Below are 20,032 nucleotides of genomic sequence, written 5' to 3'. Positions count from 1 at the left end.
GGTCACCCGGGCCGGCAATCGAGGGAGGGACGGTTTCGGTGCGGGATCGCGGGCCGGTGTGCCCTTGCGATCACCAAGCCCGGTATGTCGGAAAGGTACGATTTCGGCCGTGGAGACCCGTGGCCTGGACCCCGTGCCCGACGAGGAGCGCACCGGCCGGGTCCGTGCCCTCTTCCCCACCTGGGCCACGGCGAACATGACCGCGCTGCTCGTCACCGTGGGCGCGGGGCTCGTCGTGCTGAACGGACTGAGCCTCTGGCAGGTCCTGGTGGCGGCCGCGGTGGCGCCCCTGATCTCGTTCGGTCTGGTCGGCTTCGTCTCGCTGGCCGGGAAGCGGGGCGGCGCCCCCGGCATGGCGCTGTCGCGGGCGGTCTTCGGCGTACGGGGCAATCTGGCGCCGGGCGCGCTGATCTGGGTGGCGCGGTGGGGCTGGGAGACGATGAACGCGGTCACCGGCGCGTACGCCCTGCTGACCGTGGGCCAGCTGCTGTTCGGGGTCCGGAGCACGACCGCGCTGATCATGACGACGCTGCTCGCGTTCGTGGCAGGCAGCTTTCTGCTGTCGGGGCTGGGGCTGCGGGCGCTACGGGTGTGCTGCACCTGGTCCGCGTACCTCTTCGGCGCCTTCAGCGTCCTGGTGCTGGCGCATCTGGCCGCGACCGTGCCGTGGCGCGCGGTGCTCGACCGGCCGCCCGGCGCGGTGTCGGCGGTGATCGCGGGCATCGGCACGCTGACGGCCGGGGGGATCAGCTGGGCGCCGTCCGGTCCGGACTTCGCCCGCTATCTGCCGCGCGCCTCGAAGGGCGGGGCGATGGTCGCGGCGACGGTGGGCGGGGCGCTGGTGGTGCTGGTGCCGCTGGTGGTGATGGGGGCGGTGATGGCGGTGCGGACGCCGCAGCTGGCGCTGACCCGGGACCCGGTCTCCTTCATCGGGGTCATGCTGCCGACCTGGCTCTCCGTCCCGTATCTGATCGTCGCGGTCACGGGCATGGTGCTGATCAACGCGCTGTCGATGTACTCGGCCGGGTTCACCGCGCAGACCCTCGGCTTCACCGTGCCGCGCGCCTGGGCCGTCGGGGTGAACGCGGCGATCAGCCTGTTCCTGGGCGCGCTCCTGATGATGGTGGCGAGCAGCTTCATCGACGCCTTCGTATCGTTCCTGCGGCTGCTCGCGGTGACGTTCTCGGCGTGGATCGGGGTCTTCGCCACGGACATGCTGCGCGGCCGGAGCTACGACCCGGTGGCGCTGATGGACACCGGCCGGGGCGGTGCGTACTGGTACACGGGCGGCGTGGCGTGGCCCGCGGTCGCGGCGTGGGGCGCGGGGCTCGTGGTGGGGCTGCTGTTCACCGGCGTGGAGTGGTTCACCGGTCCGCTCGCCGGCACCTGGCCGGGCCGCAGCGGCCTGGGCTGGGCGGCCACGGCCCTCGTCTCGGGCGGCCTGTACGCGGTGCTCCCGCGCCCGGGCCGCCCTGACGAGACGTCTTAGCCCATCTCCTCCAGCGCCTTGCCCTTGGTCTCCTTCACGAACTTGAGGACGAAGGGGATCGAGAGCGTGGCGAAGCAGGCGTAGATGATGTACGTGCCCGAGAGGTTCCAGTCCGCGAGGCTCGGGAAGCTGGCGGTGATCGCCCAGTTGGCGATCCACTGCGCGGACGCGGCGACGCCGAGCGCGGCGGCGCGGATGCGGTTGGGGAACATCTCGCCGAGGAAGACCCAGACCACGACACCCCACGACAGGGCGAAGAAGAGCACGAAGATGTGGGCGGCGGTGAGGGCCACCGCGCCCTGGGCGGTCGGGAGCTTGCCGTCGACCAGGTCGGCGGAGAAGGCCCAGGCCTCGAAGGCGAGGGCGACGGCCATGCCGCAGGAGCCGACGAGGGCGAGCGGGCGGCGTCCGACCCGGTCCACCAGGACCATCGCGATGACGGTACCGATGATGTTGACGATCGACGTGGTGAACGACCAGAAGAAGGAGTCGGTCGGGTCGATGCCGACGGACTGCCACAGCGTCGCGGAGTAGTAGAACGCCACGTTGATGCCGACGAGCTGCTGGAACACCGAGAGGCCGATGCCGACCCAGACGATCGGCAGGAAGCCGAAGCGGCTGCCGAGCAGGTCCTTGAAGGTGGACTTGTGCTCGCGGCGCATCGCGGTCTCGATCTCCTGGACGCGCGCGTCCAGGTCGACGTTCTTGCCCTCGACCTCTTCGAGGATCTTCCGGGCCCGCTCCCGCTTGCCGATGGAGAGCAGGAAGCGCGGCGACTCGGGGATCGCGAACGAGAGGAGCCCGTAGAGGATCGCGGGCACGACCATCACGCCGAGCATCCACTGCCAGGCTTCCAGGCCGCCGATCTTGCCGCGCTGGTCGCCGTCGGCGATCTGCAGGATGCCGTAGTTGACGAGCTGGGAGATGGCGATGCCGATGACGATCGCGGCCTGCTGGAAGGAGCCGAGGCGGCCCCGGTAGGCGGGCGGCGAGACCTCGGCGATGTAGGCGGGGCCGATCACCGAGGCCATGCCGATCGCGAAGCCGCCGATGATGCGCCACATCGCCAGGTCCCAGAGCGCGAACGGGAGCGCGGAGCCCACGGCGCTGATGGTGAACAGGACGGCGGCGATCTGCATGCAGCGGATGCGCCCGATGCGGTCGGCGATCCGGCCGGCCGTGGCGGCGCCGATCGCGCAGCCGATGAGCGCGATGGCGATGACCTGGGCGAGGGTGCCGGAGCCGATGTCGTAGCGGTGGCGGATCGCCTCGACGGCGCCGTTGATCACGGAACTGTCGTAGCCGAAGAGGAAGCCGCCCATCGCGGCCGCGGCGGTGATGAAGATGACATGGCCGAGATGGTCCGGGTGGGCCGAACGGGCCCCGGACTCCGGTCCGGATCCTGGCGACGTACTGGTCACGTAAGTCCTCCCTGGGGCGGGGCCACGGCATCGGACATGGGTAAGTGGATCTCAAGTGGCGCACATCTTCGGCCCCGCCACCACTCGGGTACCCCCGCGCTCAGCGCAGACGCTGGCTGATCACCTTCGAGACGCCGTCGCCCTGCATCGACACGCCGTACAGCGCGTCGGCGACCTCCATCGTCCGCTTCTGGTGCGTGATGACGATGAGCTGCGAGCTCTCCTGGAGCTCCTCCATGATCCGGATCAGCCGCTGGAGGTTGGTGTCGTCCAGCGCCGCCTCGACCTCGTCCATCACGTAGAACGGGCTGGGCCTCGCCTTGAAGATCGAGACCAGCAACGCCACCGCCGTCAGGGACCTTTCGCCGCCGGAGAGCAGGGAGAGCCGCTTGACCTTCTTGCCCGGCGGCCGGGCCTCGACATCGACCCCGGTGGTGAGCATGTGGTCGGGATCGGTCAGGATCAGCCGCCCCTCACCGCCCGGGAAGAGGCGCGAGAAGACGCCCTCGAACTCGCGCGCGGTGTCCCGGTACGCCTCGGTGAACACCTGCTCGACCCGCTCGTCGACCTCCTTGACGACCTGGAGCAGATCGGCCCGGGTCTTCTTCAGGTCCTCCAGCTGCTCGGAGAGGAACTTGTGCCGCTCCTCCAGCGCGGAGAACTCCTCCAGGGCGAGCGGATTCACCTTCCCGAGTTGCTGATACGCCCGTTCGGCGGACCGGAGCCGCTTCTCCTGCTCGGCCCTGACGAACGCCCTGGGCCGGTTACGCGGATGCTCCGGGTCCTCCGGCAGCTCCTCGCCCTCGGCGGGCGGCGACGGCGGCACCAGCTGGTCGGGCCCGTACTCCGCGACCAGCCCGGCCGGCTCGACGCCCAGCTCCTCCAGCGCCCTGGTCTCCAGCTGCTCCACCCGCAGCCGCTTCTCGGCACCCAGCACCTCACCCCGGTGCACCGAGTCCGTCAGCTTGTCCAGCTCCCCCTTGAGGTCCCGGCCGCGCAGCCGCTCCGCGGCCAGCTCGCGCTCCCGCTCCCCCTTGGACTCCTCGGCCGCCGCCCGCTCCCGCTCCGCCCGTACGACGGACACCTCGACGTGCGCCAGGAGCTGCCGGGCCCCCGACGCCACGGCCGCCGCCACCTCCGCCTCGTGGCGCAGCCGGGCCCGCCGCCGCTCGGCCCGGGTCCGCGCCTCGCGCTCGGCGCGCGCGGCCCGGTCCAGCGAGTCGGCGCGCCCGGCAAGGGCCTTGACGCGTTCCTCGTGCGTACGGACCTGGAGGCGGGCCTCCATCTCGGTCTGGCGGGCGTTGGCACCGTCGGCCGCGAGCCGGTCGCGCACGCCGGTGTCCGGTTCGTCGTCGGCACCGTCCCCGGCCGCCTCCTCCGCGACGAGCAGCCGCTCGGCCAGCTCCTCCGCCTCCTCGGTGGCCCGCTCCAGCGCCTCCTGGGCCCGGGCGGCGGAGGCGTCCATGCGCTCCGCCTCACCGGCGGCGCCCCGCGCCTGCCCGGCGAGCCGCCCGAGCTGCTGGGCAACGCCCGCCCGCTCCCGCTCGGCGGCGCGCCGCCGCTCCCCCAACTCCTCGACCAGCGCCGCCGACCCGGTCCGCCGCCCGGCCGCGAGCCGCTGGGCCTCGGCCAGTTCGGCGCACCGCACGGCGAGCCCGGCGAGTTCGGCGGCGGCCTCGTCCACGGACGCCTGTACTTCGAGGAGGCTGGGCGCCCCGGCGGAGCCGCCGTGCGCGAAGTGGGCGGAGAGCAGGTCGCCCTCGCCGGTCACCGCGGTCAGCTCCGGGTGCGCGGCGACCAGGTCCTCGGCGTCCTCCAGGGTCGGGACGACCACCATGTCCCGGACCAGCCTGCGGACGGCGGCCACCAGTTCGGCGGGGCCGCTGACGAGATCGGCGACGTGGGCGGCGGAGCCGCCGGGGGCGAGGGCCTGCACGGTGTGCGCGGGCTCCGGCGCCCGCGTCGCCGGTACGGCCTCGGCCGCTCCCCCACCGTCCGTGCTCGGGCCGGGCAGCGCGACGTGCGGGGCGTCCCCGTGGTGCGGCGGGTGGGCCGAGGTGCCCTGGCCGGGTACGTGTCCGGTCGCGTCGCCGTCCCCGGTGGCGGCCCGTGCCGGGGCGCCCAGCAGCAGCGCCGCGCGCCCCGCGTCCTGCTTGCGGAGCAGCCGGATCGCCTCGGCCGCCGTGGCCGGGTCCGTGACCGCGACCGCGTCCGCCGCCGCGCCCAGCGCCGCCGCCACCGCGACCTCGTGGCCCGGGGCCACCGTCAGCAGTTCGGCGGCGGGCCCGAGCAGGCCGGTGAGCCGGTCGCGGGCGCCGAGCAGCGCACCGGTGCCGTCCTTGCGCCGCAGCCCGAGGGCGAGCGCGTCGTGCCGGGCCGCGACGGCGGCGCGCTGCCGTTCGGCGGCGGTGGCCTCCTCGCGGGCCCGGGAGTGCGCCGCCTCGGCCTCCTTCAGCGCGCGACGGGCGGCTTCGTGCTGTTCGCCGAGCTCGGTGTCCCCGGCGTCCAGGCCGTCGACCTCGGCCTTCAGCTCCTCGTACTCCTCCTGGGCGGCGACGGCCCGCTCCCGGGCCTCGTCGCGCGAGGCGGAGAGCCGGTCGATCTCCGCCTGGGCCGAACCGGCGCGGCCGCGGGCGGCGTTGACCTGGCCGTGCAGCCGGGCGAGCCCTTCGCGGCGGTCGGCCAGGGCGCGCGCGGCGTCCTTGAGGCGGCGCTCCTCGGCCGCCAACTCGCGCTCCAGCTCGTGGCGGTGCGATGCGGTGTCGTCCAGCGCGTGCTCGGCCGCTTCCAGGGCGGCGGTCAGCTCGGCCTCCTGCTCGCGGATGCGGGCGGCCTCGCGCTCCATGTCCTCGGGGTCGCGGCCGCGGCGCTCCTCCTCGGGCGGGGCGGTGGCGCTCTTCACCCGGGCGTCGGCCAGCGAGATCGTGCCGCGGACCCGTTCGGCGAGCTGCGAGAGGTCGTACCAGGTCTGCTGGGCGCGCTGGAGCCTGGGCGTCAGCCGCCGTACCTGGTCCTCCAGTTCGGCCTCGCGGGCGAGGGCGGCCTTGAGCTCCGCCTCGGCGGCCTCCCGGCGCTGCTTGAGCGCGGCCTCGTCGGCGATCTCGCTGCGCAGGGCGGTGCGCAGCGTCACGAGGTCGTCGGCGAGGAGGCGCAGCCGGGCGTCGCGCAGGTCGGCCTGGATGACGGCGGCGCGGCGGGCCACGGCCGCCTGCCGGCCGAGGGGCTTCAGCTGTCTGCGCAGCTCGTCGGTGAGGTCCTGGACCCTGGCGAGGTTCGCGCCCATCGCGTCCAGCTTCCGCAGCGCCTTCTCCTTGCGCTTGCGGTGCTTGAGGACGCCGGCCGCCTCCTCGATGAAGGCGCGGCGGCCCATGGGGTCGGCGTGCAGGACGGAGTCCAGCTGGCCCTGGCCGACGATGACGTGCATCTCGCGGCCGATACCGGAGTCGGAGAGGAGTTCCTGGATGTCCAGGAGCCGGCAGGTGTCGCCGTTAATCTGGTATTCGCTGCCGCCGTTGCGGAACATGATCCGCGTAATGGTGACTTCGGCGTATTCGATGGGCAGGGCGCCGTCGGAATTGTCGATGGTCAGCGAGACCTCGGCCCGGCCCAGCGGCGGCCGGCCGGTGGTCCCGGCGAAGATCACGTCTTCCATCTTGCCGCCGCGCAGGGATTTCGCGCCCTGTTCACCCATGACCCAGGAGAGCGCGTCCACCACATTGGATTTGCCCGACCCATTGGGCCCGACGACGCAGGTGATGCCGGGTTCGAACCGCAGCGTCGTGGCGGAGGCGAACGACTTGAAACCGCGCAGGGTCAGGGCCTTGAGGTGCACGCCGCCGGACTCTACCTTTCGCTCTCGGTTTCGCTGATGAAGGTGCAGGGCACATCAGACGGTAAGGGAAGGGCTGTACGTCCGGGGCGGGACCTGCGCGAGGCGGGGGAAAAGAAAGAAGGGACGCCGAAGCGTCCCCTGTGATTCTGCGGATCAGGCGGTACCGCACACGTACCCGCGGCCTGACGGAGAATGCGGGTGTGCCGTGCGGGTCAGGCCGCCGTGCGGGTCAGGTGAGTGCGGGCTCCGCCTGGGGTACGTCGATGTCGATGCTGTCGAGCAGCGACTGGTGCTGGGCGGCGGCGTTGAGCGCGTCGTTCTCCTCCTGAATCCGTACAAGCTCGGATTCGAGGTCCTGGACGCGCTGCTGGAGCCGTCGCATCTCGGCGAGGAGTCGCGGGTCGGAACCGCCGACGTAACCGAGAAGCGCCTTTGCCATGATGGATGGTCCTCCACAATGAGTGACCGACCGATGCGGTGTGGGTCGTGAGGGATCGCACCCGCGGTGTTCGGCAGTGCTCGCTGTCACTGCTGTCCTGCTGCCTACCAGCTCTGCCGAACAGCTGAGGTGCGCGGGGATTTCAGAGTCTCACCAAAAAGTTTGACGGTCAACACGATCACACCCCACAGAGGCGGGCGTCCCGGGGGCGCGCGGCGAGACGATCATGCGGCGCGGCTCTCCGACGGGGCCCTCAGGGGTACGGAGATCATCCTTAGGGCGGCAGCCTGGCATGCCAACTGAATCTTGGCAACCATCAGGACATTCCGCAGGTCATTTCATGTGCACGCGCGACGGGTGCCCTTGCCGTCACCGCCCGCCGCGCATCGGACACGGGCCGGATGCGGGCCCCTTTCGAGGTCCTTTCGGGAGCGGTCTCAGCGGATCGCGAATCCCTCGTATCCGCCCCGCGGCGTGTCCCATATCTCAGTGACGCCGTCAACGCGGCCGGGTGTGTCGTCGGACCGGAGCCAGTCGAGAAGACGGTGGCAATTCTCACGCGGGCCCTCCGCCACGACCTGTACCCGGCCGTCGTCCAGATTGAGTGCGAAACCGGTGAGGCCGCCGATCTCCAAAGCGTTTGCCCTGGTGAACCAGCGGAAGCCTACTTGCTGTACTCGGCCGCGTACCCAAGCGGTGAGCCGTGCATCTTCGTTCATGCCCGAACGCTATCGGTCACATTGCTTTCGGAGCACCTCCCGGCGAATCGCCATGGCGTACAGTCCCCTCGCAAAAGCTTCACTCGTTCGGGTGAGCACGGGCGTCGAAAACGGCGTCCAGGTCGTCAGAAGGGCACAGCAGATGGGACGCCATCGACGCAGCGCCGCAGCCCCCGCCGCCGAGGAACAGGCGGACGGGGCCTCGGCCCGGCACCGCGGGGCGGGCCGCAGGAAGCGGTCCGCGATCCCCGTGCGCACCGGACTCATAGGTGTCTCGGCGGCCGTGGCCGTCGGCGCCGTCGCCGTGGCGTCGGGTCTGCTGCCCGGCGGGGACAGTCTCACCGTGAGCGGCGGTCCGACCGCCGACCAGGTCCGCTCCCAGGCCGCCCCGGACCTGCTCACCCAGGGGGGCATTACCGCATCGCCCTCCGACCGCTCCTCCGCTTCCACCCCGGCGAGCCGCGGAACCGACCGCCCCGAAGCACCCAAGAAGTCGCATTCCGCGACGTCGAAGCCCTCCGGCTCGGCCTCGCCCAGCGCCTCCCACTCGCCCTCCGCTTCGGCCACCGCCTCGCCCTCGAAGACGGCCTCGCCCTCCAAGTCCGCGTCGCCGTCGAAGACCGCGTCCGGCAAGAAGGCCCCGGTCCAGAAGAAGGAGTCGGCCAAGCCCTCCTCCTCCTCCTCCTCGTCCTCGAAGGCCCCGACCACCAAGGCCGCGAAGAGCTCGGCGCCGGCCGCCCCGAAGTCCTCCGCGCCGGCCCCCTCGAAGAGCAGCGCTCCGACGAGCACCGCCGCCTCGGCGCAGGCCGCGATCCTGGCCCTCGTCAACGAGGAGCGCGGCAAGGTCGGCTGCAGCCCGGTCACCGCCAGCTCCTCGCTCGCCTCGCTCGCCCAGAGCTTCAGCGACGACATGGCCGCGCGCGGCTTCTTCGACCACACCGACCCCGACGGCAAGACCCCCTGGGACCGGGCGGACGCGGCCGGTGTCTCGGGACTCGGCGGCGAGAACATCGCCCGCGGACAGGCCGACGCGGAGGCCGTGATGGACGCCTGGATGAACAGCGACGGCCACCGCGCAAACATTCTCAACTGCGATTACAAGACGCTCGGCGTCGGCGTCCACTACGGGGCCGGCGGCCCCTGGTGGACCCAGGACTTCGGCTTCTGACCGGCACCACCGCCGTACCCACCACCTCGTACGCCCCACTCGCCTCCCTCGCATCACACTGACTCAGGGAAAGCGCTGTGCGGGCGTACGCTGGTTTCATGGACCAGAGCACCGCACCGGAGACGTCGGCGTTGGACGACCTGCCCTTCGACGTGTTCTCGAAGCAGTGCCCCTCGCGCGGCCTGCTCGAACACGCCACCGGCCGCTGGGGCGCGCTGACGCTCGGCGCCCTGTACGAGGAGAGCCTGCGTTTCAACGCGCTGCGCCGCAAGGTCGACGGGGTGAGCGAGAAGATGCTGTCCCAGACGCTGCACGCGCTGGAGCGGGACGGCCTGGTGCACCGCGAGGCCCAGCTCACCAATCCGCCCCGGGTCGACTACGAGCTGACCCCGCTGGGCCACGAGGTCGCGGAGCGGCTGCTCGGCCTGATCCACTTCGTGGAGGGCCGGATGCCCGAGGTCCTGGCGGCCCGGGCCCGCTACGACGCCCGCGAGAACTAGGGCCTGACGCGCGGCGGGCGCTGGCAGCGGGGGCAGTAGTAGCTGGACCGGTTCATCCAGGGGCGCCGTGCCATCGGCGTACCGCAGCGGTGGCAGGGCTCGCCCTCGCGGCCGTAGGCGTCGAGCGAGCGGTCGAAGTAGCCGGACTCGCCGTTCACGTTCACGTAGAGGCTGTCGAAGCTGGTGCCGCCCTGGGCGAGGGCCGCGTTCATCACGTCGCGGACGTGGCCGAGGAGCTCGGCGGACTTGGGGCGGGTGAGCGTCGCGGTCGGCCGGTCGTAGTGCAGCCGGGCGCGCCACAGCGCCTCGTCCGCGTAGATGTTGCCGACCCCGCTGATCAGCGACTGGTCGAGCAGGGCGCGCTTGACCGTCGTACGGCGCAGTCGCAGCGCTGTGTGGAACGCGGCGTCGTCGAAGGCCGGGTCCAGGGGGTCGCGGGCGATGTGCGCGATGACGTCGGGCAGCCCGTCCGGGGTGTTCTCGTGGAGCGAGAGCCCGCCGAAGGTCCGCTGGTCCACGAAGCGCAGCTCGGTGCCGACCGCGTCGGCGAACCTGATCCTGACCCGCAGATGCTTCTCGTCCGGCGCCCCCACGGGCTGGACGAGCAGCTGACCGCTCATGCCCAGGTGGCCGAGGAGCGAGCCGGCGTCGTCCAGCGGCACCCACAGGTACTTGCCCCGGCGCATCGCCGTCCCGAACCGCATGCCCGTGAGCCGGGCCGCGAAGTCCACGCCGCCCGCGAGGTGGCGGCGGACCGCGCGCGGGTGCAGGACCTCGACCTCGCCGGCCGTCCGCCCGGCGACCCAGCGCTCCAGACCTCGGCGGACGACTTCGACCTCGGGCAGTTCGGGCACGGGGAGGCTCCTGGGACGAGAAGGCGTACAGAGAAAAGGGAGAACCCCCCGGCGCGCGGTGGCGTCGGGGGGTTCTCCGCAGGTCAGGCCGGAGCGACGTCCGTGGACGGCGCGGGGTCGGCAGGGGTGTCGGCGGCCCCTCCGTCGGCGGCGGCCTTGGCCGCTGCCTCCCGTGCCTCGGCGGCGGCGGTGATCTCCCGCCAGGCGGACTCGGCCGCCTGCTGCTCCGCTTCCTTCTTGCTACGGCCGGTGCCGGTGCCGTACGAGACACCACCGACGCGGGCGGCAGCAGTGAAGGTCTTCTCGTGGTCCGGGCCGGTCTCCGTGACGAGGTACTCGGGGACTCCGAGGCTCTCGCTCGCGGTGAGCTCCTGGAGGCTGGTCTTCCAGTCCAGGCCGGCACCGAGGTTCGAGGACCTGTCGATCAGCGGGTCGAAGAGCCGGTGAACCAGCTCGGACGCCGCGTCGAGGCCCTGATCGAGATAGACCGCACCGATCACCGCTTCCAGGGTGTCGGCGAGGATGGATGCCTTGTCCCGGCCTCCCGTGCCCTCTTCACCTCGGCCGAGCCGGATGAAGGAGCCGAGTTCGAGGCCGCGGCCCACCTCCGCAAGCGCACGCGAGTTGACCACCGCGGCCCGCAACTTGGCCAGCTGGCCTTCGGGCAGGTCGGGGTGGGTGCGGTACAGCGTGTCCGTGACCACCAGACCGAGCACGGAGTCCCCGAGGAACTCCAGCCGCTCGTTGGTGGGCAGACCGCCGTTCTCGTACGCGTACGAACGGTGGGTCAGCGCACGCACCAGAAGGGCGGACTCGAGTTGGTACCCGAGCCGCCCTTCCAGAAGCGTGTGGGACGAGGCTGTGTTGACGTTGTCTGCCTGCTTCTTGGCGTGGGACAACTCAGACATCGGGCCTCTCACCAGCCGCTCAGACCTCGAGGACCTGGCGCTTGTTGTACGTGCCGCAGCTGGGGCACGCGATGTGCTGCAGCTTCGGCTCCTGGCAGCGCTCGCACGAAACCAGGGTGGGGACCGCAGCCTTCCACTGCGACCGGCGGTGGCGCGTGTTGCTGCGCGACATCTTCCGCTTCGGAACAGCCACGGCTACTTCTCCTGCTTCTTGTCGACGCCGGGTGCGGCGCCGCCCATGTTGTCCTTCTCGCCGTCCTGAATGGTCTCGGCGAGTCCTTGCAGTGCCGCCCAACGAGCGTCGACGGCATCGTGGTGGTGGCCGGGATTCTCGTCCAGCCTGACTCCGCACTCGGAGCACAGACCGGCACAGGATTCCTTGCACACCGGCTGCATCGGCAGTGCGAGCACCACCGCATCACGCAGCACCGGCTCGAGGTCGAACAGGCCGTCCTCGAGGAAAAGCCTGTCCTCGTCGTCCTCGGCGTCGTCGGCCGGATCCGCGGGCTTGCCGTGGTTCCGGTCATCGGCGTCAGGGTACGAGAACATCTCCTGGAAGTCCGCCTCGACCTCGCGGCTCAGCGGCTCCAGACACCTTACGCACTCCCCCTCGACCGTCGCACGGGCGGTCCCGGTCACGAGCACGCCCTCCATGACGGATTCGAGACGGAGGTCCAGCTTCACCGGCGCGCCCTGCGGCACTCCGATGACGTCGCCGATCCCGAGGTCGGCGGGGGCGTCGGCCGTGCGGGTCAGCCGCTTCATGGCACCCGCACGCCGGCCCAGCTCGTGCGTGTCGAACACGAGGGGGTTTCGGTGGTCGAGCTGGCCGTTCAGGGCTTCTCCTGCTTTCGGATCGAACGCGTCACGCGTGGTGGGAGGGGCCGGCCCGTCCGGAGTCGAAGCGGGCAGCCGGGATCGCGGACATACGCGCGACCGAAGAGCCAGGATACTGGACACACCGCCCAGCTCCCAATCCGGCCCCTTCGGCGGTCAGCGCTCCTGTTCGTAACGGCGCAGCTGGTCCAGGTCGATCATGCTGGTGTCGAAGAGGCTGGTCTCGTCCAGGGCGCTCTCGCCGTGCTGCGGCAGCTGCTGGGGCTGGGCCTGCTGCTGCCAGGCGTCGTAGCCGCCCTGGGCCTGCATCGCGTCCTGCCCCTGACCCTGGTCGTAGCCCTGCTGCTGGTAGGCCGCGTACGGGTCGGGCTGCTGCTGGTAGCCGTAGACGTCCTGCTGTGCCTGGTACGCGTCCTGCTGCTGGTCCTGGTAGCCGTAGCCCTGGGCGTACTGCGGTTCCGGCTGGGCGTACTGCGGCTCGGCCTGGTGCGGGATCGGGAGCGGCTGCGGGGCCGCGACCTCGGCCAGTCCGGCCCAGTGGTCCTCGTCGCTGGTGTGGCCCTGGTCGCCGGCCGCGTCCTGGGCGGCGATGTGCGCGCCGAGCTCGTCGGTGGCGACCCGGCCGTGCAGCTTCTGCCGGCCCCGGCCGACGGCCTCCAGGGTCTTGGCGAGCACCGCCTCGAAGGCGCCGAGCTTGGTGTCCACGTACGCGTCGGCGCGCTCGCGGAGCGTGTCCGGGTCGGTGCTGCGCTCGGGGGCCTCGGCGAAGTCCGGGTCCTCGTAGCCCTGGGCGTCGAAGCCCTGGCCGCGGCCGAGGAGCTTCTCGCGGCCCCGGTCGACGGAGCCGATGGTCTTGGTGAGGACGACCTCGAAGTTGGCGAGCTTGCTGTCGACGTACTCGTCGGCCTCGGCGCGGACCTCGTCGGCCTCCTTGCGGGCCTCGGCGAGGATGCGGTCCGCCTCGGCCTGGGAGCGGCGGGCGATCTCGGTGTCGGAGATCAGGGAGGTGCGCTCGGCGTGGGCGTTCTCGATGATGCGGCCGGCCTCCTGGCGGGCCTGCTCGACCAGCTGCTCGTGGCCGCCGATGACCTCGGCGGCCTGGGCGAGCGAGCCGGGCAGGGCCTCGCGCACCTCTTCGAGCATCGCGAGCAGGTCGGCGCGGTTGACCACGCAGGACGCCGACATGGGCATGGACCGGGCGTTCCCGACCGTCGCGACGATCTCGTCCAGCTTCTTCTGCACGTCCACCGTGTGCTCGCCACTCTCTACTGCCGGTTGGAGACGGACGGGACGACTGTACGGCCAGTCGGCGCCCGCCCGACACCTGCGGTGCGTGACGCTGACGCGCCGTCAGTGGCTCAGCGCTGCGGGAGGCGTTCGGTCAGGGCCCGCTGGACGACCGGCGGCAGCAGGTGGGAGACGTCGCCGCCCCACGCCGCGACCTCCTTGACCAGGGAGGACGACAGGAAGCTGTAGGTGGGGTTGGTCGGCACGAAGAGCGTCTCGACGCCGGAGAGCCCGTTGTTCATCTGGGCCATCTGGAGTTCGTAGTCGAAGTCGCTGACGGCCCGCAGGCCCTTCACGATGGCCGGGATGTCGCGCTGCTTGCAGAAGTCCACGAGCAAGCCGTGGAAGGACTCGACCTGGACGTTGCCGAACTCGGCGGTGACCTCGCGGATGAGCTCGATCCGCTCCTCGACCGTGAACAGCCCCTGCTTGGACTGGTTGATCATCACGGCGACGTGCACGACGTCGTACAGCTTCGAGGCTCGGCCGATGATGTCGAGATGTCCGTTGGTGATGGGGTCGAACGACCCCGGGCATACGGCGCGGCGCAACTTGATTCCCTCGCTCTCCGGTCCGGTCATCGTGCGTCTTCGCACGTGGCGGCGGCGCGACCGTACCAAAGCGTTCCCTCGCCGTAGCGACGGGATCGCAACGGCTCGAAACCCTTGGGCCAGCTGAATTCTCCGCCTCTGGTGCCGCGTTCCACGGTGACGAGTGCGTCGCCCGTGAGCCACCCCTGGGTACGGAGTGTGAGCAGGATCTCCCCAAGATCGTCGTCGGTGACGGCGTACGGCGGGTCCAGGAAGACCACGTCGTACGGCTCCGCGGGTGCCGGACCCGTCACGATCTGTTCTGCTTTGCCGCCGCGGACCTCGGCGCCGGGCAGGCCGAGGGTGCGGGCGTTGTCCTTGACGGTGCGCAGGGCCTTGGCGTCGGCCTCCACGAGCAGGGCGTGGACGGCGCCCCGGGAGAGCGCTTCGAGGCCGACGGCGCCGGAGCCGGCGTAGAGGTCGGCGACCCGGATGCCGTCGAGGGTGCCCAGGAGCGCCTGCCAGGTGGAGAACAGGCCCTCGCGCGCGCGGTCGGATGTGGGCCGGGTGCCGGTGCCGGGCGGGACGGCCAGGCGGCGTCCGCCGGCCACGCCTGCGATCACGCGGGTCATGGGTGACTGGTCCTCGGGTCGGGGCGGCGCGCGGGGTGCCGTGGGCGCCGTACCTCCCACGATATGGCGTCGGGGAGGGCGGGGCGCCCCGGGGCGGGCGGGGTCACCCCTTGTCCAGGTACTCCTCGCGCTCCTTGTCGAGCAGGGCGTCCAGGGCGGTGCGCAGCTCGGGCAGGTGCGCGAGCTCGGGGTCGGCGGCGACGACGGCGACGGCCTCCTGGCGGGCGGCGGCGATGACCTCCTCGTCGTCGATGACGCTGAGGACGCGCAGCGAGGAGCGCACCCCGGACTGGGCCTGGCCGAGCACGTCGCCCTCGCGGCGCTGTTCGAGGTCGATACGGGAGAGCTCGAAGCCGTCCAGAGTCGCGGCGACGGCGGAGAGCCGGGCGCGGGCGGGGCTCGCTTCGTGGGCCTCGGTGACCAGCAGGCAGAGTCCGGGGGCGGAGCCGCGGCCGACCCGGCCGCGCAGCTGGTGCAGCTGGGAGACGCCGAAGCGGTCGGCGTCCATGATGACCATCGCGGTGGCGTTGGGGACGTTGACGCCGACCTCGATGACGGTGGTGGCGACCAGGACGTCGACGTCACCGGCGGCGAAGCGGCGCATGACGTCGTCCTTGTCGTCGGGCTGCATCCTGCCGTGCAGCACCTCGACGCGCAGTCCGTGCAGGGGGCCCTTGGCGAGTTGTTCGGCGATCTCCAGGACGGCGAGCGGCGGGCGCTTGTCGGCCGTCGCCTCCTCCTCGGCCGTCTTCTTCCCCTTCTTCTTCCCCGGGTCGTCCTCGTCGTCGCCGATGCGGGGGCAGACGACGTACGCCTGGTGGCCGTTCTCCACCTCCTCGCGGACGCGTTCCCAGGCGCGGCTGAGGAAGTGCGGCTTGTCCTTGGCGGGGACGACGTGGCTGGCGATGGGCGAGCGGCCGGCCGGGAGCTGGTCGAGGACGGAGGTCTCCAGGTCCCCGAAGACGGTCATGGCGACGGTACGGGGAATGGGCGTCGCGGTCATGACGAGGAGGTGGGGCGGTTGCTTGCCCTTCGAGCGAAGGGCGTCGCGCTGCTCGACCCCGAAGCGGTGCTGTTCGTCCACGACGACCAGGCCCAGGTCGTGGAACTTGACCTTGTCCTCGATCAGGGCGTGCGTCCCGATGACGATGCCGGCCTCGCCGGTGACCAGGTCGAGCAGGGCCTGCCGGCGGGCGGCGGTGCCCATGGACCCGGTGAGCAGCACGACCTTGGTGCCCTGGTCGGAGCCCCCCAGCATGCCGCCCTCGGCGAGCTCGCCCATCATCTCGGTGATCGACCGGTGGTGCTGCTGGGCCAGGACCTCGGTGGGCGCGAGCATGGCGGCCTGGCCGCCCGCGTCGACCACGGCGAGCATGGCGCGCAGGGCCACCATGGTCTTGCCCGAGCCGACCTCGCCCTGGAGGAGGCGGTGCATCGGGTGTTCGGTGGCGAGGTCGTCGAAGATCTCCTTGGAGACCTTCTGCTGGCCGTCGGTGAGGGTGAACGGCAGCTTCGCGTCGAAGGCGTCGAGGAGGCCGTCGGGGGCGGGCCTGCGGGCGACGGCGGGGAGCTGGTTGTCGGCGTACCTGCGGCGGGCCAGGGCGACCTGGAGGACGAAGGCCTCGTCCCACTTGAGCCGGTCCCGGGCCGCGGCCACGTCGGCCTTGGTGGCCGGGCGGTGGATCTTGAGCAGGGCCTCGGGCAGCGAGGTGAAGCCGCGCCCCTCGCGCAGGGCTTCGGGAAGCGGGTCGACGGCTTCCCGGGCGCTGGGCAGCACCGCGTCGACCGCCTTGGCGATCCGCCAGGAGTCGAGCTGCTTGCAGGCGGGGTAGATCGGCAGCAGCTTGCCCGCGAAGGCGTCCACGACCTCCGTCGCCCCGGCGTCGTCCGTCGAGGCGGCGTCGAGCAGTTGGTACGTGGGGTGGGCGAGCTGCATCTTGCGGTTGAAGACGGAGACCTTCCCGGCGAACATCGCCCGTCGGCCGGGCAGCAGGTCCTTGTGCGGTTTGTGGACGCCATGTCCGAAGAAGACGAGCTGGAGGCGGCCGTGCCCATCGGTGAGGGTCACTTCGAGGCGCTTGCCGCGGCCGCCGTTGAAGGTGAGGACGCGGGCGTCGGCGACCTGGGCGACGACGGTGACGTGCTCGTCCAGCGGGAGATCGGTCAGCGCCGTGAGCCGGCCGCGCTCCTCGTACCGGCGGGGGTAGTGATGGAGGAGATCACCGACGGTGTGCAGGTCGAGGTGTTCGGCCATCACCTTCGCGGTGGGTCCGCCGAGCAGCTTCTTGAGGGGTTCTTCGAACGCAGACACGCGATCCATTGCACACCACGGCAGTGACAGTTGTCCGTCGGGCGCCGCCGGGGCCCGTCGTCGCGCCGGGTGCTACTCGACGCCGATCAGCAACGGCGCGCCCTGGTGGCCGCCCCGGTACGTGGTGGTGTCCACCGCGAGGTGGCCGTCGCGGACGTGCTGTTCCAGGGCTTCGGCCAGCGTGGGCGGGGTGTTCTCGCCCAGGACCAGGGTGACCAGTTCGCCGCCGGCCGCGAGCATCCGGTCCAGCACCTTGCGGGCGGTACCGGGGACGTCCTGGCCGATGACCGCCACGTCGCCGTCGATGAGCCCGAGGATGTCCCCGGCCTGGCAGATGCCCGCCGTGGTCCAGGACTGCCGTTCGGCGACGGCGAGTTCGGCGTAGCGGGTGGCGCCCGCGGCCGAGGTCATCGCGACCACGTCCTCGTCGAAGCTGCGGTCCGGCTCGTGGACGGCGAGGGCCGCGATGCCTTGGACGGCGGCCCGGGTGGGGATGACGGCGACCCGGACGCCGTGGGCCCTGGCCTGTTCGGCGGCGGCGGCCGCGGTGTGGCGCAGGTCCGCGTCGTTCGGGAGGAGGACCACCTCGCGGGCGTGGGCGCGGCGGACGGCGTCGGCCAGCTCGCCGCTGGCGGGCGGTTCGCCGGGCCGGGCGAGCACGGTCGTCGCGCCGGCCTCCCGGCAGAGGGCGGCGAGGCCGTCGCCGGGGACGACCACGACGACCGCGCGCCGGGCGGGCTCGGGGCGGGCGTGGGCGCGGTCGGCGGCGAAGTGGGTGATGCGGATGCGGTACGGGCGGCCGGCCTCGACGCCCGCCTCGACCGCGGCTCCGGCGTCGTCCACATGGACGTGGACGTTCCACAGCCCGTCGCCGCCGACGACCACCAGGGAGTCGCCGAGGGCGTCCAGCCGGGCGCGCAGCCGCTCGACGGCCTCGTCGCCCGCTTCCAGCAGGTAGATCACCTCGAAGGCGGGGCCGCCCCCGTCCCCGTCGTCGCCCGCCGGGCACTCCGCGTCGCCGCCGCCCACCGGGACGAACGGGACGGGGGTCTCGTACGGCCGCTCCGGGCCCCGTCCGGAGACGGCTTCGACCAGGGCGCCGAGCAGGGTGACCAGGCCGCGCCCTCCGGCGTCGACCACCCCGGCCCTGGCGAGGGCGGGGAGCTGTCCGGGCGTCGCGTCCAGTGCGGCGCGGGCGCCCTCGTAGGCGGCCCGGGCCACCTCGGCGGTGTCCGCGCCGGGGGCGGCCTGTGCGGCGGCGGCCGCGGCCCGGTCCGCGACGGTGAGGACGGTGCCCTCGACGGGGTGGGCGACGGCTTCGCGGGCCCAGGCGGCGGCCTGGGCGAGGGCGAGGCGCATCCGGTCGCCGCCGGTGCCCTCCGCGAGGACGCCGGCCATGCCGCGCAGGAGCTGGGCGAGGATCGTGCCGGAGTTGCCGCGGGCGCCGATGAGGGCGCCGTGGGCCATGGCCCGTACCGCGTCGGCGGCGGAGGGCACCGAGGTGCCGGTCGCGTGGGCGGCGAAGACCGCTTCGACGGCGGCGGCCGCGGATTCCACGGTCAGGTAGAGGTTGGTGCCGGTGTCCCCGTCGGCGACGGGATAGACGTTGATCGCGTCGATCGCCTCCCGCTCCCGGCCGAGCGCTTCGAGGGCCAGGGAGCACCAGCTCCGTACCGCGACGGCATCCGGTTCGTCGGCGGTCTGCGGCACCTCGGGTCCTCCTCGGACGGGACTCGGAACGGGGACTCGTGACGGGGTGGGGCGGCTGGCTGCACCGCAGGTTAGCCCCGGTCGGAGGGTGCGGGCGGTCCGGGGGCCGGGAGGGCGGGGGCGGAAGACATGGTAGTTTCGTATCTCCGGAGCAGGCGTTGTATGCTGCTTCGGTTGCCCGACGAAAGTCGGGACATTCCCCCGGTACCGCCACTTCAGTCCTTGAATCCGGCGTACCGGAATTCACTGTAAGTGCATCTGAAGTCTTTGGAGTGACCCGTGGCTGCCAACTGCGACGTTTGCGGCAAGGGGCCGAGCTTCGGCAACAACATTTCGCACTCGCACCGCCGTACGTCCCGTCGCTGGAACCCCAACATCCAGCGCGTGCGTGCCGTGGTCGGTCGGACGCCGAAGCGGCTCAACGTCTGCACCTCGTGCATCAAGGCCGGCAAGGTCGCGCGCTGACGTTCCCGTCGTAGCGCAGCCCTACCGGTTGCCCGAAAAGCCGGTCCACCTCGGTGGACCGGCTTTTTGCTGTGCCCGTACGGGTCCGCGCCTCCCGGTCAGCCCGCGTCGCGCAGCCGCCAGCCGTGGCGGACCGGGCCGATGCCCGCGCCCAGCGGGAAGCCCGCCTCGATCGCCCCGGTGACATAGGCCTTCGCGGCCCGGACCGCCTCCGGCACCCCGGCGCCCCGTGCCAGGTGGCTCGCGATGGCGGAGGCCAGGGTGCAGCCGGTGCCGTGGGTGTGCCGGTTGTCGTGGCGGGGGGCGCGCAGCCAGTGCTCCTCGCTGCCGTCGGTGAGCAGGTCGACGGGCTCGCCGGGCAGGTGGCCGCCCTTGACCACGACCCAGCGGGGCCCGAAGGCGAGCAGCGCGCCGGCGGCCTGGCGCATCCCGGCCTCGTCGGTGACGGCGATGCCCGTGAGCTGCGCCACCTCGTCCAGGTTGGGCGTCGCCACGGTCGCGACGGGGAGCAGCTTCGTACGGACGGATTCCAGGGCGTCGGCGGCGAGGAGCGGGTCGCCGTGCTTGGAGACGCCGACGGGGTCCACGACGACGGGCGCCGCGGTGTCGGCGAGGAGTTCCGCGACGGTCTCCACGAGCGGGGCGGACGCCAGCATTCCGGTCTTGACGGCGTCGACGCCGATGTCGTCCACGACGCTGCGGTACTGGGCGCGGACCGCCTCGGGGGGCAGCTCCCAGGCGCCCTGGACGCCGAGGGAGTTCTGCGCGGTGACGGCGGTGAGCACGCTCATCCCGTGCGTGCCCAGGGCGAGCATCGTCTTGAGGTCGGCCTGGATGCCCGCACCGCCGCCGGAGTCGGATCCGGCGACGGTGAGCACGCGGGGCGGTACGGAGGTGGTTATCGGCATAGGCCGCAATCTACTAAGGCGT

Annotated in this window: 18 protein-coding genes; 4 read left to right on the top strand and 14 right to left on the bottom strand. The window is 72.1% G+C overall.

The window, feature by feature from the left end; translation table 11 throughout:
- Positions 1-109 precede the first annotated feature (109 nt).
- On the top strand, positions 110-1,489 hold the full coding sequence (locus AMK18_RS15155) for a purine-cytosine permease family protein (protein ID WP_073863145.1): 1,380 nt from the start codon (positions 110-112) through the stop codon (positions 1,487-1,489).
- Here AMK18_RS15155 and AMK18_RS15150 read toward each other — a convergent pair.
- The 4 genes from AMK18_RS15150 to AMK18_RS15130 all read right to left on the bottom strand — a co-directional run bounded on the left by AMK18_RS15150 (position 1,486) and on the right by AMK18_RS15130 (position 7,900).
- Positions 1,486-2,910: a sugar porter family MFS transporter gene (locus tag AMK18_RS15150; protein WP_018102401.1), complete on the bottom strand. Its 1,425-nt coding sequence runs from the start codon at positions 2,908-2,910 to the stop codon at positions 1,486-1,488. The genes AMK18_RS15155 and AMK18_RS15150 overlap by 4 nt on opposite strands.
- 100 nt (positions 2,911-3,010) lie before the next feature.
- Entirely contained in the window at positions 3,011-6,742 is a 3,732-nt protein-coding gene (locus AMK18_RS15145; RefSeq protein ID WP_073863144.1) for an AAA family ATPase, read from the bottom strand.
- Positions 6,743-6,971: 229 nt separating this feature from the next.
- A complete protein-coding gene (locus AMK18_RS15140; protein ID WP_018102403.1) occupies positions 6,972-7,181 on the bottom strand; it encodes a hypothetical protein in 210 nt (69 codons plus the stop codon).
- 437 nt (positions 7,182-7,618) lie between these two features.
- Positions 7,619-7,900, bottom strand: coding sequence for an acylphosphatase (locus AMK18_RS15130; protein WP_051093064.1), 282 nt, complete (start codon positions 7,898-7,900; stop codon positions 7,619-7,621).
- 142 nt (positions 7,901-8,042) lie between these two features.
- Here AMK18_RS15130 and AMK18_RS15125 point away from each other — a divergent pair, with 142 nt between their 5' ends.
- Together AMK18_RS15125 and AMK18_RS15120 are read left to right on the top strand one after the other, a co-directional pair.
- Complete coding sequence (locus AMK18_RS15125; RefSeq protein ID WP_073863143.1) at positions 8,043-9,068, top strand: CAP domain-containing protein; 1,026 nt, start codon at positions 8,043-8,045, stop codon at positions 9,066-9,068.
- Between the two features lie 98 nt (positions 9,069-9,166).
- Positions 9,167-9,568, top strand: coding sequence for a winged helix-turn-helix transcriptional regulator (locus AMK18_RS15120; RefSeq protein ID WP_018102406.1), 402 nt, complete (start codon positions 9,167-9,169; stop codon positions 9,566-9,568).
- On the opposite strand, the gene mutM is transcribed toward AMK18_RS15120, so the two are convergent.
- The 9 genes from mutM to AMK18_RS15075 form a co-directional block, all read right to left on the bottom strand.
- Positions 9,565-10,422, bottom strand: a complete 858-nt coding sequence (mutM, locus tag AMK18_RS15115; RefSeq protein ID WP_018102407.1) for a bifunctional DNA-formamidopyrimidine glycosylase/DNA-(apurinic or apyrimidinic site) lyase — start codon at positions 10,420-10,422, stop codon at positions 9,565-9,567. The two genes, AMK18_RS15120 and mutM, sit on opposite strands and share 4 nt — an antisense overlap.
- Before the next feature lie 83 nt (positions 10,423-10,505).
- Entirely contained in the window at positions 10,506-11,330 is an 825-nt protein-coding gene (rnc, locus tag AMK18_RS15110; protein WP_026171428.1) for a ribonuclease III, read from the bottom strand.
- 19 nt (positions 11,331-11,349) lie between these two features.
- Complete coding sequence (gene rpmF, locus AMK18_RS15105) at positions 11,350-11,523, bottom strand: 50S ribosomal protein L32 (protein WP_003965982.1); 174 nt, start codon at positions 11,521-11,523, stop codon at positions 11,350-11,352.
- Positions 11,524-11,525: 2 nt separating this feature from the next.
- Positions 11,526-12,134, bottom strand: a complete 609-nt coding sequence (locus AMK18_RS15100) for a YceD family protein (protein ID WP_018102409.1) — start codon at positions 12,132-12,134, stop codon at positions 11,526-11,528.
- A 189-nt stretch (positions 12,135-12,323) separates the two neighbouring features.
- Complete coding sequence (locus AMK18_RS15095) at positions 12,324-13,415, bottom strand: cell division initiation protein (protein ID WP_073863142.1); 1,092 nt, start codon at positions 13,413-13,415, stop codon at positions 12,324-12,326.
- A 110-nt stretch (positions 13,416-13,525) separates the two neighbouring features.
- Positions 13,526-14,005 (bottom strand): pantetheine-phosphate adenylyltransferase, encoded by a 480-nt coding sequence (gene coaD, locus AMK18_RS15090; RefSeq protein ID WP_198957001.1) that lies wholly within the window; start codon positions 14,003-14,005, stop codon positions 13,526-13,528.
- Positions 14,006-14,031: 26 nt separating this feature from the next.
- Positions 14,032-14,616: a 16S rRNA (guanine(966)-N(2))-methyltransferase RsmD gene (gene rsmD, locus AMK18_RS15085; protein ID WP_073863140.1), complete on the bottom strand. Its 585-nt coding sequence runs from the start codon at positions 14,614-14,616 to the stop codon at positions 14,032-14,034.
- Between the two features lie 103 nt (positions 14,617-14,719).
- Positions 14,720-16,936, bottom strand: coding sequence for an ATP-dependent DNA helicase RecG (recG, locus tag AMK18_RS15080; RefSeq protein WP_198957000.1), 2,217 nt, complete (start codon positions 16,934-16,936; stop codon positions 14,720-14,722).
- A 63-nt stretch (positions 16,937-16,999) separates the two neighbouring features.
- Positions 17,000-18,637: a DAK2 domain-containing protein gene (locus tag AMK18_RS15075; protein WP_018102414.1), complete on the bottom strand. Its 1,638-nt coding sequence runs from the start codon at positions 18,635-18,637 to the stop codon at positions 17,000-17,002.
- A 279-nt stretch (positions 18,638-18,916) separates the two neighbouring features.
- Here AMK18_RS15075 and rpmB point away from each other — a divergent pair, with 279 nt between their 5' ends.
- On the top strand, positions 18,917-19,102 hold the full coding sequence (gene rpmB / locus AMK18_RS15070; protein WP_026171429.1) for a 50S ribosomal protein L28: 186 nt from the start codon (positions 18,917-18,919) through the stop codon (positions 19,100-19,102).
- 98 nt (positions 19,103-19,200) lie between these two features.
- Here the strand turns inward: rpmB and thiD are convergent, their stop codons facing one another.
- A complete protein-coding gene (gene thiD, locus AMK18_RS15065) occupies positions 19,201-20,010 on the bottom strand; it encodes a bifunctional hydroxymethylpyrimidine kinase/phosphomethylpyrimidine kinase (protein ID WP_073863138.1) in 810 nt (269 codons plus the stop codon).
- Positions 20,011-20,032 lie beyond the last annotated feature (22 nt).

The organism is Streptomyces sp. CB01249 (assembly GCF_001905735.1).
Lineage (GTDB): Bacteria > Actinomycetota > Actinomycetes > Streptomycetales > Streptomycetaceae > Streptomyces.
Note: the sequence above shows the minus strand (reverse complement) of the source record. Positions and strands in the feature narration are given on the sequence as shown.

What these genes read in the sequence shown, in the direction of transcription:
- recG (WP_198957000.1), bottom strand. Translation starts at nt 16,936, where the DNA reads ATGGATCGCGTGTCTGCGTTCGAAGAACCCCTCAAGAAGCTGCTCGGC.
- AMK18_RS15140 (WP_018102403.1), bottom strand. Translation starts at nt 7,181, where the DNA reads ATGGCAAAGGCGCTTCTCGGTTACGTCGGCGGTTCCGACCCGCGACTC.
- AMK18_RS15120 (WP_018102406.1), top strand. Translation starts at nt 9,167, where the DNA reads ATGGACCAGAGCACCGCACCGGAGACGTCGGCGTTGGACGACCTGCCC.
- rnc (WP_026171428.1), bottom strand. Translation starts at nt 11,330, where the DNA reads ATGTCTGAGTTGTCCCACGCCAAGAAGCAGGCAGACAACGTCAACACA.
- thiD (WP_073863138.1), bottom strand. Translation starts at nt 20,010, where the DNA reads ATGCCGATAACCACCTCCGTACCGCCCCGCGTGCTCACCGTCGCCGGA.
- AMK18_RS15125 (WP_073863143.1), top strand. Translation starts at nt 8,043, where the DNA reads ATGGGACGCCATCGACGCAGCGCCGCAGCCCCCGCCGCCGAGGAACAG.
- rsmD (WP_073863140.1), bottom strand. Translation starts at nt 14,616, where the DNA reads ATGACCCGCGTGATCGCAGGCGTGGCCGGCGGACGCCGCCTGGCCGTC.
- AMK18_RS15130 (WP_051093064.1), bottom strand. Translation starts at nt 7,900, where the DNA reads ATGAACGAAGATGCACGGCTCACCGCTTGGGTACGCGGCCGAGTACAG.